At 37.7% G+C, this 16464-nt stretch carries 14 protein-coding genes, 1 tRNA gene and 1 pseudogene; 5 read left to right on the top strand and 11 right to left on the bottom strand.

Going from position 1 to position 16464, the window contains the following annotated elements:
* Positions 1-57: 57 nt before the first annotated feature.
* Together lipB and IPP64_00075 are read right to left on the bottom strand one after the other, a co-directional pair.
* The gene (lipB, locus tag IPP64_00080; protein ID MBL0327830.1) at positions 58-759 is read right to left on the bottom strand and encodes a lipoyl(octanoyl) transferase LipB; all 702 of its coding nucleotides are present in this window, start codon (positions 757-759) and stop codon (positions 58-60) included.
* A 154-nt stretch (positions 760-913) separates the two neighbouring features.
* Positions 914-1897 carry a bifunctional phosphoglucose/phosphomannose isomerase gene (locus tag IPP64_00075; GenBank protein ID MBL0327829.1) on the bottom strand — a complete coding sequence of 328 codons (984 nt, stop codon included), beginning with the start codon at positions 1895-1897 and terminating at the stop codon, positions 914-916.
* 133 nt (positions 1898-2030) lie between these two features.
* On the opposite strand from IPP64_00075, the gene lysS reads away from it, so the two are divergent.
* The 4 genes from lysS to IPP64_00055 are packed head-to-tail and all read left to right on the top strand — an operon-like array spanning position 2031 to position 9057.
* On the top strand, positions 2031-3737 hold the full coding sequence (gene lysS / locus IPP64_00070; GenBank protein ID MBL0327828.1) for a lysine--tRNA ligase: 1707 nt from the start codon (positions 2031-2033) through the stop codon (positions 3735-3737).
* A 20-nt stretch (positions 3738-3757) separates the two neighbouring features.
* A complete protein-coding gene (locus tag IPP64_00065; GenBank protein MBL0327827.1) occupies positions 3758-6001 on the top strand; it encodes a hypothetical protein in 2244 nt (747 codons plus the stop codon).
* 44 nt (positions 6002-6045) lie between these two features.
* Positions 6046-7044 carry an NAD(P)H-dependent glycerol-3-phosphate dehydrogenase gene (locus IPP64_00060; GenBank protein ID MBL0327826.1) on the top strand — a complete coding sequence of 333 codons (999 nt, stop codon included), beginning with the start codon at positions 6046-6048 and terminating at the stop codon, positions 7042-7044.
* A gap of 9 nt (positions 7045-7053) precedes the next feature.
* Positions 7054-9057 (top strand): glycosyltransferase family 39 protein, encoded by a 2004-nt coding sequence (locus IPP64_00055; protein MBL0327825.1) that lies wholly within the window; start codon positions 7054-7056, stop codon positions 9055-9057.
* Here IPP64_00055 and uvrC read toward each other — a convergent pair.
* The 6 genes from uvrC to IPP64_00025 form a co-directional block, all read right to left on the bottom strand.
* The gene (gene uvrC / locus IPP64_00050; GenBank protein MBL0327824.1) at positions 9029-10816 is read right to left on the bottom strand and encodes an excinuclease ABC subunit UvrC; all 1788 of its coding nucleotides are present in this window, start codon (positions 10814-10816) and stop codon (positions 9029-9031) included. The two genes, IPP64_00055 and uvrC, sit on opposite strands and share 29 nt — an antisense overlap.
* Positions 10817-10909: 93 nt before the next feature.
* Positions 10910-11113, bottom strand: a complete 204-nt coding sequence (locus IPP64_00045; GenBank protein MBL0327823.1) for a T9SS type A sorting domain-containing protein — start codon at positions 11111-11113, stop codon at positions 10910-10912.
* The gene (locus tag IPP64_00040) at positions 11095-11880 is read right to left on the bottom strand and encodes a hypothetical protein (protein ID MBL0327822.1); all 786 of its coding nucleotides are present in this window, start codon (positions 11878-11880) and stop codon (positions 11095-11097) included. Before IPP64_00040 ends, IPP64_00045 begins: the two co-directional genes overlap by 19 nt.
* A 17-nt stretch (positions 11881-11897) precedes the next feature.
* Positions 11898-12464 carry an aminoacyl-tRNA hydrolase gene (locus IPP64_00035; protein ID MBL0327821.1) on the bottom strand — a complete coding sequence of 189 codons (567 nt, stop codon included), beginning with the start codon at positions 12462-12464 and terminating at the stop codon, positions 11898-11900.
* Between the two features lie 69 nt (positions 12465-12533).
* Positions 12534-13163 carry a 50S ribosomal protein L25/general stress protein Ctc gene (locus tag IPP64_00030; protein ID MBL0327820.1) on the bottom strand — a complete coding sequence of 210 codons (630 nt, stop codon included), beginning with the start codon at positions 13161-13163 and terminating at the stop codon, positions 12534-12536.
* A gap of 79 nt (positions 13164-13242) precedes the next feature.
* The gene (locus IPP64_00025) at positions 13243-14178 is read right to left on the bottom strand and encodes a ribose-phosphate pyrophosphokinase (GenBank protein MBL0327819.1); all 936 of its coding nucleotides are present in this window, start codon (positions 14176-14178) and stop codon (positions 13243-13245) included.
* A gap of 214 nt (positions 14179-14392) precedes the next feature.
* Between IPP64_00025 and IPP64_00020 the strand changes: the two genes are divergently transcribed.
* A tRNA-Leu gene (locus IPP64_00020) sits at positions 14393-14472 on the top strand.
* Here IPP64_00020 and IPP64_00015 read toward each other — a convergent pair.
* From IPP64_00015 to IPP64_00005, 3 genes and pseudogenes are all read right to left on the bottom strand, one after another.
* Positions 14426-15532 (bottom strand): recombinase family protein, encoded by a 1107-nt coding sequence (locus tag IPP64_00015; GenBank protein ID MBL0327818.1) that lies wholly within the window; start codon positions 15530-15532, stop codon positions 14426-14428. The genes IPP64_00020 and IPP64_00015 overlap by 47 nt on opposite strands.
* Positions 15506-16033, bottom strand: a pseudogene (locus IPP64_00010) (recombinase family protein). The gene IPP64_00015 and the pseudogene IPP64_00010 overlap by 27 nt, the downstream one beginning before the upstream one ends.
* Positions 16008-16238 (bottom strand): hypothetical protein, encoded by a 231-nt coding sequence (locus IPP64_00005; protein ID MBL0327817.1) that lies wholly within the window; start codon positions 16236-16238, stop codon positions 16008-16010. Before IPP64_00005 ends, IPP64_00010 begins: the two are co-directional and overlap by 26 nt.
* Between the last annotated feature and the right edge of the window lie 226 nt (positions 16239-16464).

Raw genomic sequence — 16464 nt, 5'->3', positions numbered from 1 at the left:
TCTGTGTTGACTTACATGCCGAACAATCAAATTCAGATAATGTTTAAACAAAAACGATTATGTGAATTCACATTCGAATAAATCTGCAAAATGCTTTTTTAATTTTTCTTTTACTTCTTCCTCGTTTACTTTATGTCCGAGTTCTTTATCCAATGAAGTTACTGCTTTATCTGCAATTCCGCAAGGGATAATATTTCCAAAATAATCCATATCGATGTTGACATTCATTGCAAAACCATGCATGGTGACCCATCGGCTGGCTCTTACGCCCATTGCACAAATTTTTCTGGCTTTCAGCGGATTGTCGGCATCCAACCAAACTCCGGTTTCACCTTTGCTTCTGCCGGCAACAATGTTGTATTCTGCTAAGGTGCGAATCACCATTTCTTCCAGAAAACGCAAGTATTTATGAATGTCGGTAAAAAAATTATCGAGATCTAAAATGGGATAGCCAACAATTTGTCCGGGGCCATGATACGTGATATCGCCCCCGCGATTGATTTTGTAGTAGGTCGCTTTTTTTTCTTGGAGTTGTTGCTCGTTGATGAGTAAATGTTCTTTATCACCTGTATTGCCAAGTGTGTAAACATGCGGATGTTCACAGAATAATAAATAGTTGTTGGTGAGTTGTTGTTGGTTGTCGGGAAGGGAACGATTATCTACCTTGGTTTTCACAATGCCGCTAAACAAATTTTCCTGGTAATCCCAGGCTTCTTTGTAGTCCATTAAACCAAGATCGATGTACTTAACTAAAGGCATGTGCGAATAAAAAATTTGTTTTAGAATTAGTCGCTTCTGGAAGCGTCATGCCGTGCTACGACACGGCATCTTATGAATGTTCGCAGTTTCCTAACCAAGGGATCCCGTGTCGTGGCACGGGATGACACTTAAGTTGGAGAATCATCTCCGAAAGTTATAGTTCCGACAACTTTGATTTCAAGTGGTTGATCACATTCACTTCCACCGCATCAACACCTCTCAATTCAGCCAAGGCAACAGAAATCCAATCGCCTAAGTGAATGAAGTAAATGGCTTTTTCAATAATGGAATTTCCTTTTGAATAAATATCGGTAATGGAGGAAACGTGTTTTTTAATGACTTCTTTATTGATGTCTACACGCGCTAAATTGCGAGCATAATCATCTTTATCTAAAAAGAACAAGACACTTAAATTTTCGTTTTTTTCTGTCCAGCCTACTAATTCATTATGGTTCATTTCCGGCACAATGTGGTGCCAGCAAAGAATTTTAGCGTTTTCGTTTAATTGTTGACGGAAACGAATGGCAATTCCTTCATTATATGTTGTTGCATAAATAACAGGAATTTTGCCTTGAATAGTCGCTGCAATTTTTCTTGCTTCCGAAATAATCGAAGTCTCTTCTTTGTCGATTAATGTTACAGCAGCTTCTAATTCAGCTTTATAATTGTTGCGGATGATTTTGTGGAAACCAAGAACAAAAAATAATTGTGTTAAGGAATAGCCTAAGCAAGAGCGAGGTGGCATTCCACCGGGAACAACAATGCAGTCGAAGTTTTTAGCCTTGCAAATTTCCAATACTTTCCCCGAAGAGGTGATGCCTACAATTTTTGCATTTTTTGCCATGGCCAGTTCCATGCAATTCAAGGTTTCTTCAGTATTTCCCGAATACGATGAAATAATCACCAAGGTGTTTTGATTCACATAGGCAGGAATAAAATATCCTTTGGTAACATTAATTGGAACGGTTGCATTTCCAACAACCAGCTCGGCAACAATGCTCCCGCCAATACCGGAACCGCCCAATCCGCAGATCAATACGTTTGAAATGTTGTTGGCAGAAGCCGTTAATTTTGCATTGCTGCCAATAGCAATGGCTTCTGTCAATTGTTTTGAAAAGTTCGCGACTAATTTTTGCATATCTAAAATTTCTTCAAGGGCAGTAAAAATACGACTTTTTTGAAATATAAGCCTAAAAAAGGGCAAATAACATGACTATAAAAGCGCTATTGCGTGTATATTTGCAATTATTAAAAAATTAAGAAAAGCAATCATGAGTACTGAATTGAGTGAACAAGAATTATTGCGCAGAGCGAAATTAGAAGAGATTACCAAAATGGGCATTGATGCCTATCCTGCTGCTTTGGTAGAAGTAAATGCCACAGCAAAAGATATTTTAGAAAATTTTACACCTGAAAAGGCGGATCAATATGCCAACGTTTGCATTGCTGGTCGTGTGATGAGCAACCGCGATATGGGAAAAGCATGTTTCGTGAGTTTACAGGATGCTACCGGACGTATTCAAGTATATATCCGCAGAGATGATATCGGAACCGAAGCGGATCGATCCACCTTTGATTTATTATTTAAAAAACATACCGATTTAGGAGATATTGTTGCCATCACCGGGCATGTATTTGTGACCAAAGTGGGAGAAATTTCCATTCATGCAACATCGTTTAAAATGTTGAGTAAATCATTGCGTCCTTTGCCATCTGTAAAACGCGATGATGAAGGAAATGTATTTGATGAAGTAACCGATCCGGAATTCCGTTACCGTCAACGGTATGTGGATTTGATTGTAAATCCTTCGGTGAAAGAAACATTTATCAAACGCACAAAAATGGTCAATACCATTCGTGACTTTTATAATGAGAAAGGATATTTAGAAGTAGATACCCCCGTTTTACAAGCTATTCCAGGTGGTGCATCTGCTCGTCCGTTTACGACACATCACAACACATTAAACATTCCAATGTATTTGCGTATTGCAAATGAGTTGTATTTAAAACGATTAATCGTTGGTGGTTTTGATGGTGTTTATGAATTCTCCCGCAACTTCCGCAACGAAGGAATGGACCGCACACACAATCCTGAATTTACTGTAATGGAATTGTATGTGGCCTACAAAGATTACAACTGGATGATGGATGTAACGGAAGAGTTGCTCGAAAAAATTGCCATCAATGTGAATGGAACAACCGTTGTGCCGGTTGGCGATAAAATGATTGATTTCAAACGACCATTCAAACGCATTACCATGTTTGATTCCATCAAAGAATTTACCGGAATTGATATCAGCGGCATGGATGAAAATCAATTGCGTGATACCTGCAAAACTCTACACATTGAAGTGGCAGACAACATCGGAAAAGGAAAATTGATTGATGAAATTTTTGGAGCGAAGTGCGAAGGAAATTATATTCAACCTACATTCATTACCGACTATCCAGTAGAAATGAGTCCGCTTACCAAAAAGCACCGCAGCAAACCAGGATTGGTTGAACGTTTTGAGTTGATGGTAAATGGAAAAGAATTGGCCAATGCGTATTCAGAATTAAACGATCCAATCGATCAACGTGAACGTTTTGAAGAACAAATTAAATTGATGGAACGCGGTGATGACGAAGCAATGTTTATTGACCACGACTTTTTACGTGCTTTGGAATATGGTATGCCGCCAACTTCTGGAATTGGTATTGGAATCGATCGTTTGGCAATGATTATGACCAACAATGTATCCATTCAAGATGTATTGTTCTTCCCACAAATGAGACCGGAAGAGGTGAAAAAAGCGGTTGTTGTTTTAACCGAAGAAGAACAGAAAGTGTTGGATGAGGTGAAAAAACAAAATCAGGCAACGGTAGCAACAGTGAGTGAAGCGACAGGAATATCAAAAAATCAGTTGAATAAAATATTCACTTCGTTGACAGAAAAAAATGTAGTGAAAAGAGAAGGACCGATTTTTGAATCGATATAGGCATTTTATAAATCCATTGCATGTTGCTTGAACAACAAAAAGCAAAAGAGAATCATTTTATCTACATCACCTTATTGCTGATTATTGCAATTGTGGGTTACTGGCAGATTTCATTTTTGAAATATTCGGTGACGCATGATATGATTAATTGCTGGATTCCCTGGCGACATTCCATTTCTGAGAGCATTCAAAATCACGTATTCCCTTTTTGGAATCCTTATCAACAATTGGGTTATCCCATTCATGCCGATTTACAAGGTCCTACCTGGTATTTGGAATCATTGCTTTTGAGTATGACCATCGGACAAAGCAATTATGTGGTGCAACTACTATTTGTTTTTTATGCATTTGTCGCAGGTGTTGGAATGTATTTCTTTTCCTTGTGTTTTCATGAGAATAAAAAGGTGGCATTTATTGTTGGGGTGAGTTATATGCTGAGCGGATTTTTTGTTGCTCACGTTCAGCATTTTTACGCAGTAATTGGTGCAGCTTGGTTGCCTTTTATTTTGTTGAATTATTACAAAATGCATGTTGAACGTAAATTCAAATATGCGGTGTATGCCTCCTTATTTATGTTTTTTAATTTAACAGGAGGGAATCATACGTTCACTTTTATTCTTGCTTATTTGTTTTTAGCAATAACAGCGTATTTTATAATTGTAGCGCTACGAGCAAAAAAGAAAGAACTTGTTTTTCGATTACTAAAACTAAATGCGCTTTTTGTCTTTTTAACCACCGCTCTTTCTACCGTTGTGCTTGTTGTATTTTTCCAAGTAAAGCCCTACATCGATCGCTTGAGTGGAATGGATTATAAAAGTGCATCGGTCAATCCCTTGTCGCCACAATCTTTGCTTTCATTGTTGGTTCCATTCTCCACAGTAAACAGCACCGATTTTTATAATACGGACCCTTCGATGAGCAATGTTTATATTGGAATAAGTATTCTCCCATTTATTATTTTAGCATTGATTAGAAGTAAAACCGGAATTGAAAAAGTATTATTAGGTTTTGCTTTTTTCTGTTTGCTTGCTTCTTTTGGTTCGTATACTCCCGTTCATAAATTGCTGTACAGTGTTTTTCCGTTTATGAACTTGTTTCGTTTCCCGAGTTACTTCAGTTTGTTTAGCATTTTAATACTACTCTTGTTGGGCGGAAAGCAACTAGCATTTACTCTTTCTTCGTTTGTCATCAGCAAAGACAAGCTGGTGAAAACTATTTCTGTTTTAATCGGTTTAGTCCTAATTCTGTTAATTGTTGCTGTTATAAAAAACAACAGTGCATCCTTCTTCTTTTTCGCAGATTACGAAACAATTTTTGATTTTATCCGGGCGGCAAATTTTTATCAGAACATTGTTTTGCAAGGAACAATCCAGTTGGTAGTATTGGTAGCGCTTTTATTAACGATTATTAAAGTATCTGAGAAATATCGATTAACTGTAATTGCACTTTTTGTTGTTGTGGATATGGTGGCAGCAACTCAATTGAACCTTGCGTATGTAGGTTTTTCACAAACATCACCAAAGGAGCTTCACGATTACGTAGCTACCTTACCAAAGGGATTTCCAATTCCTGCGATGAATACTATTTCTGAAAACACCGAAGAGATTGGACAAAAACACGGACTCTATCGCAATACAAGTGGTTTCCACAAACGTGTTTCAGCAGATGTGTTTAATTCATTTTGTTTTAAGAATCAAGTAATGATGTTGGATTCGCTGCGTCCGCTTTACGATTCAATGTTGCACAATCCGTTGGTGTATTTTTCTTCCGAAGCTTATTCGGAAATAGATTTGAAGCAAAAAAAGATAAAAATTTCTCCGGCAACGGTTGTACTGAAGGATGAGGATTTGAAAAAGATTGCATCAGCGATGAAGCCTTCCGTCTTGGAGATGTCGGATGCATGGGTGGCTTCTTTTCAACCTGACCAAATTGTGGTGGGAGGAATTGCTCAATCACCACAATTATTGACGTTGTTGCAGAATAAATATGTAGGCTGGAAAGCATATATTGATGGAAAAGAAACAGAAATACTTTTATCAAATTATTTGACCATGTCGGTTTATTTCCCGCCTGGTCAGCACGAAGTCGAATTTGTATACAAGAACAATGCAGTAGTGGTGGGCGGAATAATTTCCTATTCTGTTTTCACAATACTGCTGATCATCATAAGTATTATTTGGATAAAAGAAAACAAAAGCTATTTGCTAGTTGGATTCATTTGGTTGGTTTTGCTAGGAAGCACTGCACATTATTTTTTACGCTAATTCCCATAAAAAACATAAATTAGGACATTATTTAATGACTACTCATGAGTGAAACACATAAAATAGCCGTAATTGGTGGTGGAAGTTGGGCAACAGCCATTGTTAAAATGCTGTGCAACAATGCAAAAGAAGTGCATTGGTGGGTGCGTAATCAAACCGTTGTTGACCACATCAATAAATACAAACACAACCCGAATTATTTAACATCGGTTGAGTTTGAAACGTCTAAATTGGTTTTGAGTCCTGATTTAAAAAGTGTGATTTCAAAAGCAGACATTTTGATTATGGCGGTTCCTTCTGCCTTTTTAAAAGATGCCTTAAAAGAACTTACTGAAGCAGATTTTAAAAACAAAAAAGTTTTTTCTGCCATCAAAGGAATTGTGCCCGAACATAATTTAATTGTCGGTGAATTTTTTAATACGCAATTTAATATTCCTCTAGAAAACATTGGTGTGATTACCGGACCATGTCATGCTGAAGAAGTGGCCATGGAAAAATTATCGTATTTAACCATTGCTTCTCAAAATACGGAAATGGCAAGCTATGTAGCATCGCAATTAAACTGCCGTTACATCAAAACAACGGTTTCGGATGATATTTTCGGGACAGAATATTCGGCCGTATTAAAAAATGTATTTGCTATCGCTAGTGGAATTTGTCACGGTTTAGGGTATGGTGATAATTTTCAAGCGGTTTTGATTTCAAATGCCATTCAGGAAATTAAAGCATTCGTAGATGTGGTGCATCCCATCGATCGTGATATTAAAAGTTCAGCCTATTTAGGCGATTTGCTGGTTACAGCGTATTCACAATTCAGTCGAAACCGAATGTTTGGAAACATGATTGGTAAAGGCTACTCCGTGCGTTACGCACAATTGGAGATGAACATGGTGGCGGAAGGATATTACGGAGTAAAGTGTATTTACGAAATCAATAAGAAGTACAAAGTAAATATGCCCATCACCGATGCGGTTTACAATATTGTATACGAAAAAATCTCTCCGGCAATTGAAATGAAGTTGCTGACCGATAAACTATCTTAATTTTTCAGAATGAATCGCGCCAATAAAAAGTCGATACTCTTACTTGTATTGTTTTTATTTGCTGTGAGTGCATTGTTGTATCGCACAACCATTTTTCTTCCTCCTTCGTTTATCCATGCTTGGACACAAAGCGAACGCTATGCAATTGCCTTGCAGTTTTTGCAAAATGGATTTGATATCTTCCATCCGGCAACGTTTAATCTTCAAACGTTGGATGGCGTTACCCGAATGGATTTTCCATTGAACGAATTTATTGTTGCGCTGTTAATGAAGCTGTTCGGGACAACCTCTCCAATTGTATTTAGGTTGTATACGATTTGTATCAGTATTACCGGATTAACATTCTTGTATCTGCTGGCTAAAAAGATGACTCAATCTGAATTGAAATCATGGGTGGTTGTTGCTTTTGTTTTCTTTTCTCCTCTCTATACGTATTATCAAGCAGGATTCATTCCTTGCGTTCCTGCAATCGCATTTGTGTTTATTGCCTATTATTTTTTTCACGCTTATAAAACGGAAGGGAACAAAACACATTTTTACTGGAGTATTTTGTTTTTTCTCCTCGCAGCCCTCATTCGTTTGCCCTTTTTGATTTTTCTAATCGGACTGGTGATGCAACAATCCTATGTGGCAATAAAACAGAAGAAAATTGTCAAGCAAGAAGTGATTGCTTTTTTGTTGGCATTTATTCTGTTTGGCATGTATTTCAGATACAATGTGCACATCGGAATCGTCTATGGCAATATGTTTCTAGATAAATTTTTACCAGCAAAGAGTTTTTCTGAATTCATTGTCATTATTCAATACATCTATGATCATTGGTTGCTACAATATTATACCTTTTGGCATCTGGTCTTGTTAGTATTAGCGGTTGCTTTAACATTCTTATCCTTCCGAAGGACGAGAAGTATTGAAAATAAAGCCATGTGGTTTAATTTATTTTTTGTTGGAGGAGGTGCGGTGCTTTATTTTTTATTAATGGCAGCTCAGTACTTCGATCACGATTATTATTTTTTAGATTCCCTTTTTGTCCCGGTCGTACTGCTCTTTTTACTTTCCATAAAAAATATTTCCATCGAAACGGAAACTCGAAAGTTGTTCTTCTTTTTCTTTAGCGTGATCTGTATGATGTTTATGTTTGGAGATTCACGAAAAAATCAGCGGGAACGATATACAGCAGGGAATGACGATCGGGTAGAGATTACACGGAAAAATTTTGAAGGAGCAGCAACCTTTTTAGACCAAATTGGAATACCGGCTGATTCAAAAATGCTGGTGATAGATGCCTATTCTACCAACATTCCTTTGTACATGATGAATCGAAAAGGGTATACGGTGTATCAAACAAACCGCGACAATGCAGCAATTACCTTGTTTTGGTCGAAATGGGATTATGTTGTTATCCAAGACCAATTTTTGTTTTCGGATGTGTTGAGGTATTATCCAATTGTGGCATCGGTAATTGAACCGGTTGCGGGAAATGGGAAAATAACGGTGTATAAGCGAAGCACAGGATTTAAACGAAAATCAATAGAAGAGCTGTTGCAATTAGAAAAAAAGCAGGTAGTTGCGAATGAATTCACCGACTTTGAAAAAAATGAAAACAAACATTTTACCGGCTTTGATCAAGTGATGTATTCAGAAAAATTCCGTTCATCCGTTTCAAAATTGGATACCTTAATTGAATTTGGTGTTTCCTATCAGGTTGGTGTAAATGAATTGAATAGCAAAAATAATCTTTCACTAAAAGTGGGATTTGATTTTATGAGTCAAGATCTTACAGGCATAAAAGTGGTGGTGACAACCGCAAACAGAGGCAAAACAAAACACTACCAAAGCTGTTTGCTTGCTGATTTTTATAAAGGGAGTTCAGGAATTCAAAAAGGAGAATTTTATTTTAACTTACCTGCATTTTACAATGCCAACGATATTTTATCTGTTTACTTGTGGAATCCAGCAAACAAAAAACTGCAATACGATAACTTTAGGGTTGCGATTTATAAAAATCAATAATCAGTTTGGCTTTTGCTTTTCCGGCAATCTCAGCTAATTCAACCTCTGTTGCTTCTTTTACTTTTTTAACGGACTTGAAATGCGACAATAATTTTTGTGCCGTGGTGTCGCTGATTCCTTTGATTTCAGTAAGTTCTGTTTTGAGTGTTCCTTTATCACGTTTGCTTCGGTGATGCGTAATTCCAAAACGATGTGCTTCATCGCGAATCTGCTGAATAATCTTTAAGGATTCACTTCGTTTGTCGAGGTACAATGGAATAGAATCTCCTGGGAAATAAATTTCTTCTAATTTTTTAGCAATCCCGATAATGGCTACTTTCCCTCTTAATCCTAATTTATCCAGACTTTCTAATGCTGAGCTTAACTGTCCTTTCCCGCCATCAATTACAATCAGTTGTGGCATCGATTGGTTTTCTTCTTGTACACGTTTATAGCGTCTGTAAATAATTTCTTCCATCGATGCAAAATCATCAGGGCCTTCAACGGTTTTAATATTGAAGTGACGATAATCTTTTTTACTTGGTTTGCAGTCTTTAAAAACAGTCATGGCCGCAACCGGATACGCACCTTGAAAGTTCGAATTGTCAAAACATTCAATGTGGCGAGGCTCTTCCGTCAAACGCAAATCTTTTTTCATTTGTTCCAAAATGCGTTTGGTATGGCGTTCCGGGTCGATTAAACTTTCTTGTTTTATTTTTTCACGTTTGTAATAATTCACATTTCGTTCGGACAGCTCTAACAAATGTTTTTTATCACCACGTTGCGGAACAGTAAATTCGATTCCGGGAAATTCAGTTTCAATTTCAAATGGAACAATTACTTCTTTGGCATCGCTGTGAAAACGTTCGCGCAGCTCAACAATGGAAAGGGCCAATAGCTCCTGATCGCTTTCGTCCAGCTTCTTTTTTAATTCAATGGTATGGCCTTGAATGATGGAGCCATTCACCACTTTTAGAAAATTAACGTAGGCGTTTTTTTCATCAGAAGTAATGGAAAACACATCTACATTGGTGATGGTTGGACTAACAACAGTTGATTTGCTTTGAAATTTTTCAAGAGCATCAATTTTTTCTTTGATGATGTGTGCTTTTTCGAATTCCAGTTTTTCAACATGCGTTTGCAAAATGCTTTTTAAATGTTTGGAAGCGGAATTGATATTTCCTTTGATAATTTCTTTGATGTTTGCGATTGTTTGATTGTATTCCTCTTCCGTTTCATTGGCGATGCAAGGTGCTTTGCAATTGCCGATGTGGTATTCCAAGCAGACTTTAAACTTTTTTGCTTGGATGTTTTCTTCTGTGAGGTTGAGGTTACAGTTTCTCAGTTTGAACAATTGTTTAATTAAATCCAAAACGGTATGCATAACTTTTACAGATGCATACGGACCAAAGTAGACAGAGCCATCTTTTACAATATTGCGTGTGGTAAATACACGAGGGAAGCGTTCATTTTTAATACAAATCCACGGGTAAGTTTTATCGTCTTTTAATAAAACATTATAACGCGGTTGATATTTTTTAATGAGGTTATTTTCGAGCAGGAGTGCATCTAACTCTGTATCAACAATGATAAATTTTATGTCGACAATCTTTTTGACAAGAATTTGCGTTTTACCGTTTTCGGATTGATCTTTATTGAAATAGGAGGAAACCCTTTTTTTTAAATTTTTTGCTTTCCCTACATAGATTATTTTTCCTTCAGCATCATAATACTGGTACACACCGGGGTTGTCCGGTAGTGATTTGACAATCGTACTGATGTGTTCGGTTTTTTCCAAGGTTAAACAAAGATAAAAACAAAAACGTCCTCCCACGAATATTCGGTTGAGGACGTTCTATTAAATGCGGATTGCTTATTTATTTACAACAATTTTCTTGGTTGTTGTAGTAGTGTTGTTTGTGATTGAAACAAAGTAACTTCCATTGGCAACGGTTGACAAGTCAAGTGTTTGTTTGGTGTTGGATGTTGTTTCAGAAGTGTGAATAACGTTTCCGACAATATCATACACTCGAATGGTTGATTTACCTGCAGCATTGTTTAAGTCGAGGGTAAACACTCCGTTAGAAGAAGGATTCGGATACACGTGATGGTGAAGTTGTTCTTTTCAGAGATTCCGGTTGCAAGAGTTGCGCTACCGATAAAATTTACATTGTCGATACTGAATGTTCCGGTTGGTGCTTCCGCATTCCATGCATAAAAGCGGAACGTAACAGGAGTAACCAAGTTAACGAAAGCAGCACCGAGTACAATGATGTTTCTGTTTTGAATGGTGGTGATGTCTTTTTTAAGGAAAAAGATATTGCCTGCTTGAACATCTACATTTGTTGTAGGAAGTCCGTATACAGCAGTTAAATTAGCAGTGTATCCATCTAAGCTGGAGCGAACAGCGTAGGAGCGAACACCGGTTCCTGAACGTTCGAAACTGAATTTAATGGTGTCACCGGTCATGGAATATCCTGCTTGTGGAGTTAAAGTAACTTCATAATATTCCGCAGTATTTATTGATCCTGTCATTCCGGAAAACAATGTATCTGCAAGACCACCAACAGAACCAAGTGACCAGTCGGAAAAATCAAAACGAGCTGCAGCCAAAGAGTTGGGAGGTGTTCCTGAGGCAGAGAAGCTACCACAAGTAATTCCGGTAACAACCGGAACAGGACTTGGATCAATTAATCCGGATGTTGTTTTAACACTATCAAAGGTGTACAAAAGTTGTGCACTTGCACAAAAGGATGAAATGATAGCTATCAAGAGGAGAGTAGTTTTTTTACTCATGTTTTTATTCTTTTCTCTGAAGGAATTCGTGAATACGGAGAATTTCATGTTTAGTAGTTTTGGAATTATTTATTGTTGTATGCACTCATGGTGCGCTGTAATCCAATGGTTGCAAATCCTTGAATCATTTCAATAGCGAGTTTAACACGTGGCTCCAGCGCTTTTTTTTCTTCATCGGTCCATTTTCCTAAAACATAATCCACTTGTTTTCCTTTTGAAAATTCGTTGCCTACTCCAAATCGTAAACGAGGATATTCGGAGCTGGCGAGAGTTTCCTGAATGTTTTTTAAGCCATTGTGTCCGCCATCACTTCCTTTTCCTTTCATACGCACGGAGCCGAAGGGGAGCGCGAGGTCGTCTGTTAGGACAAGGATGTTTTCCTTTTGTATTTTCTCAGCTTGCATCCAGTAATTTACGGCTTTTCCGCTTAAGTTCATGTAGGTTGACGGTTTGATTAAAATCAATGTTTTGCCTTTGAACTTATAGGTGGCAATGGACGCGAGTTTGTCAACTGTGAATTTGAAATTGTTTTCTTGCGCGATGGTATCTAAAATAGTGAATCCGATATTGTGGCGGGTATTTTCGTACTCGTCACCAATATTTCCTAAGCCAACAATTAAAAATTTGCTCATACTTCAAAATTACGAAAATAAAAAACCCCGAGGTAATTCCTCGGGGTTTTATTCTGTTTTAAGAAAAAATTATTTCTTAGCAGCAGGTTTCGCAGCAGCCGCAGCCGCAGGTGTTGCAGCAGCAGGCGTTGCAGTTTTCGCTTCTTCAGCAGCAACCGCACGTGTTACTTGAACACTCACAACAGTTACGTTTGGAGCGTTTAAGAATGTTAAGCCATCAAATTTAAGATCACTTACACGTACACCTTGTCCGATTTCCAATGTATCGATAGCGATATCAATTGTATCCGGCATTTTTTCTACTAATCCTTTTACTCTTAATGTTTTTAATTTTTTGTTCAACTTACCACCATTTCTAACTCCTGGAGATGTTCCGGTAGTTTTAACTGGGATATTCATGGTTACAGGTTTTCCGGCAACGATTTCTAAAAAGTCAACATGTAAAAGATGATCTTTTACAGTGTGGAATTGTGCTTCTTGTAAAATTGCTTTGAATTTTTTTCCGTCAACGTCTAAGTCCACTGTATTTACATGTGGTGTATAAATCAAGTCTTTAAAATCTGCTTCTAACACAGAAAAGTGAACTTGTTCTTTACCTCCGTACAATACACATGGTACTCGCTTTGCATTTCTCAAAGCAGTTGCATCTGTTTTCCCTACGTTCGCACGTGGCGAACCGCTAATAGATACTGATTTCATTTTGTTTTGGTTTATTTGTTAGTTGATTGTTGCGCCAGCCAATCAACGTTTATAAATATTTGGCGCAATGTGTTTAATATTATGATACAATAAAGTTAGAGCTGATGGATTCGAAGCTGTGTACGCTGTGTAACACTTTTGCGAATAAATCGGCAACCGATACTACTTTAATTTTGCTGCTTTGTTGCGTTAATGGAATGGTATCTGTTACCACCAATTCTGTTATTCTTGACTTTTCAATATTTTCGTAAGCTTTGCCGGACAATACAGCATGTGTACAGACAGCACGAACACTGTTTGCGCCTCTGTCCAACATCATATCCGCTGCTTTTGTTAATGTTCCGCCAGTATCAATCAAATCATCTACCAAAACAATATCTTTTCCTTCTACATCACCAATAACGGTCATGCTTTCAATCACATTTGCTTTTGCGCGTTGTTTGTAGCAGATAACGATATCCGACTTCAAAAACTTAGCATAAGCGTTTGCTCTTTTAGATCCACCCATATCCGGTGCAGCCATAGTTAAGTTTGGCAAGTTTAATCCTTGGATATAAGGTAAAAAGATAGAAGAAGCGTATAAGTGGTCAACCGGGAAGTCAAAAAATCCTTGAATCTGGTCGGCATGTAAGTCCATGGTAATGATACGGGTAGCACCGGCAGCAGATAAAAGATTCGCCACCATTTTAGCTCCAATAGCAACACGGGGTTGGTCTTTACGATCCTGACGGGCATATCCGAAATAAGGTAAAACGGCAATAATTTGGTGGGCAGAAGCGCGCTTTGCCGCATCAATCATCAATAAAAGTTCAAATAAATTGTCAACAGGAGGCATGGTCGATTGGATGATGAATACATCGCTTCCACGTACCGTTTCTTCATAAGAAGTCTGCATTTCCCCATCGCTAAAGCGAAGCAGGGATACTTTGCCCAATTCTTGTCCGTATGTTTTAGCGATGTTTTCCGCTAATGTACGGGTAGTAGATCCTGAGAATATTTTTACTTTATAGTTCATTGCCTTTTTTATAAGGGTTGCAAATGTAGCAAAAAATGCAGTTTGGGCAAAGAATTTTAACGGTTTTAGCGATATTTTTTTGCTAATCAAAAACATTTAGGTAGTTTTGCGTCCCGCTTTCCCAAAAAATCAATGCCGGATGGCGGTCCCGATAGCTATCGGGATGGTGGACAAAGCTGTTTTCTTCACAGCACAAAATGAAGAAAAATAAAATGCCCGGGTGGCGGAATTGGTAGACGCGCTGGTCTCAAACACCTGTGGGAAACCGTACCGGTTCGACTCCGGTCCCGGGTACTAGACCGGACTTCTCTTCAAAATTTGAGAAGTCCGGTTTTTTTATTTCCCCCAAACCCTTTGATAATAGGGCGATTTGGGCAATCACACGATTTACTTCAGGGGTTCGATAATGCTCGATTTTCGTATCATATACCAAACCGGAAGGAAATACCACATTTTGGAAAGTTTGCTTTTGGTAATAGTCCCCCGAAGCCCACACAGGTGCGAGGTTTGCCGATAATCGGCAAGCAAAATTTATCAATTCTTTAGGGTTCGATAATTTTTGTTCCAACTTTTCAAGGGACTCCATAATGCCCTCTTTACGCTTCTTCATTTCAGTCGAAAATTCCTCATAAATGTCCAAACTTACAGACCCAATTGCGTGTCTTTTACGCAAATTATAGAACTCCTCCTCAACCTCGTTAAGTTTCAAAGAAAGGGCTTTTTTCTCGCTCGTGCTGGTTTCTGTTAGGTTCTCCCAAGTATAGCGCAGTTGTTTTTCTAAAGGCTCCACGTAGGCGGAATTTACCGTATAATTTGAAAGCAATTCTTCAAACTTGCCGTGCATGATTTTAATGCTTCGGTTTACCTTAATTCCGATCCTATTTACCTTATAATAATAAAGCCCCTTCTTCTTCACGATATATCCGGTGAAAGGGGCTCCAGTTTCTGCATCTTTTACAAATACCTTCAATGGCAGGTTATCATTGGCTTTATTGACTTTAAAGCCATCGGTCTTCTTGAGTTCGTTTGCCCTTAGAAATAAATCTTCATCAATTAAAGGAGGGTGCTTTCCTTTAATCACTTCGCCATTCAATAAATTGTGCGACATGAACCCACAATAAAAAGGGTTCGAAAATATGCCGCCAAGGGTCTGCTTAGGCATATTAATACCCAAGCATTTTAATTTTTCAATAATTTGATCGTAGGTCATTCCATTAGCTCGCCAAATAAAAGCTTGCTTAATAGCTTCTCCTTTATCACTAAAAATAATAGTTTGGGTGGGCGCACCTTTTACAAAAGCATATCCTGTTGGTGCATTACCAATCCACTCGCCTCTTAATAATTTCTCTCGCATACCATCAATCGTTTTCTGTCTTCGCAAATCGTTATCGTATTTACCAAAGATGAATTGGATGTTTTGTTGCAATGCTCCGGCATGGGAGTTTGTATCAATTGGTTGTGTAACAGCCATGATACTTACTCCGGTCTTTTTTAATTCGCTCGCTATAAAAATTGCGCTATCTCCAGTCCTACTGAATCGATCCAAACTATAAACTAAAATGAAAGAGATTTTTTCTTTACTCGCTTTTACAAATTTGAGCATTCGAGTAAACTCTTTCCGTTCATCGCTTTTCGCACTTTCATAAGTTCCTCCAAAATAACCTTTAATGTCCAACTTGTTTTTAATGGCGTACTCGAGGCAGTACTTTTTTTGCCACTCCAAACTTTGATTGGTGTCCATTTGTTCTTTGGAACTCACCCTTGTGTAAATAACGCAATTTTGAATAGACTCATCTTTCAATGCTGCTCCTTTGCCTTTAGCAAATTTTTTAAGCAGCGTTTCGTTGTTCTCCATCAAGATCACCTCCTTTTATAATTGTTAGTTTTTGCTTGCTATGTTTTTGTTTCATGTATAATTCATAAAACAGGATTGATAATTTTTCCAAAGCAATTATTGTTTCTTCTGCTTCCGTATCAGAAATATTTTCAAAGCCTTTACATTTTCTCAATTCAGCAACGCTCAACCTTTTGTGTTTTTTATTACCATTAACACTTTCCATCTTCACGTTCTTTTCAATTTCATACTCCGTTTATTTGCTTGCTTTATTTGAAGTACGGTACACTTTTTTGAACGTGGTAGCGAATTCGACTTTCTTTTTTTGAGGGGAAAAAATCAAGGGAATAAACTTGCACGTTCAAAATATAAGTGCCATACTCAATGGCAAATACCACTAAGAATCGTCTATTTTACGGGGATATGGGGTATAACAAAACACAAGGCAAAAC

The organism is Bacteroidota bacterium (genome assembly GCA_016722565.1).
Lineage (GTDB): Bacteria > Bacteroidota > Bacteroidia > 2-12-FULL-35-15 > 2-12-FULL-35-15 > 2-12-FULL-35-15.
This window is presented reverse-complemented; position numbering and strand designations above follow the sequence as displayed.

What these genes read in the sequence shown, in the direction of transcription:
- IPP64_00015 (MBL0327818.1), bottom strand. Translation starts at nt 15,532, where the DNA reads ATGCGAGAGAAATTATTAAGAGGCGAGTGGATTGGTAATGCACCAACA.
- IPP64_00065 (MBL0327827.1), top strand. Translation starts at nt 3,758, where the DNA reads ATGTTGCTTGAACAACAAAAAGCAAAAGAGAATCATTTTATCTACATC.
- IPP64_00005 (MBL0327817.1), bottom strand. Translation starts at nt 16,238, where the DNA reads ATGGAAAGTGTTAATGGTAATAAAAAACACAAAAGGTTGAGCGTTGCT.
- IPP64_00035 (MBL0327821.1), bottom strand. Translation starts at nt 12,464, where the DNA reads ATGAGCAAATTTTTAATTGTTGGCTTAGGAAATATTGGTGACGAGTAC.
- IPP64_00060 (MBL0327826.1), top strand. Translation starts at nt 6,046, where the DNA reads ATGAGTGAAACACATAAAATAGCCGTAATTGGTGGTGGAAGTTGGGCA.
- IPP64_00030 (MBL0327820.1), bottom strand. Translation starts at nt 13,163, where the DNA reads ATGAAATCAGTATCTATTAGCGGTTCGCCACGTGCGAACGTAGGGAAA.
- IPP64_00040 (MBL0327822.1), bottom strand. Translation starts at nt 11,880, where the DNA reads ATGAAATTCTCCGTATTCACGAATTCCTTCAGAGAAAAGAATAAAAAC.
- IPP64_00075 (MBL0327829.1), bottom strand. Translation starts at nt 1,897, where the DNA reads ATGCAAAAATTAGTCGCGAACTTTTCAAAACAATTGACAGAAGCCATT.
- IPP64_00055 (MBL0327825.1), top strand. Translation starts at nt 7,054, where the DNA reads ATGAATCGCGCCAATAAAAAGTCGATACTCTTACTTGTATTGTTTTTA.
- lipB (MBL0327830.1), bottom strand. Translation starts at nt 759, where the DNA reads ATGCCTTTAGTTAAGTACATCGATCTTGGTTTAATGGACTACAAAGAA.
- IPP64_00025 (MBL0327819.1), bottom strand. Translation starts at nt 14,178, where the DNA reads ATGAACTATAAAGTAAAAATATTCTCAGGATCTACTACCCGTACATTA.
- lysS (MBL0327828.1), top strand. Translation starts at nt 2,031, where the DNA reads ATGAGTACTGAATTGAGTGAACAAGAATTATTGCGCAGAGCGAAATTA.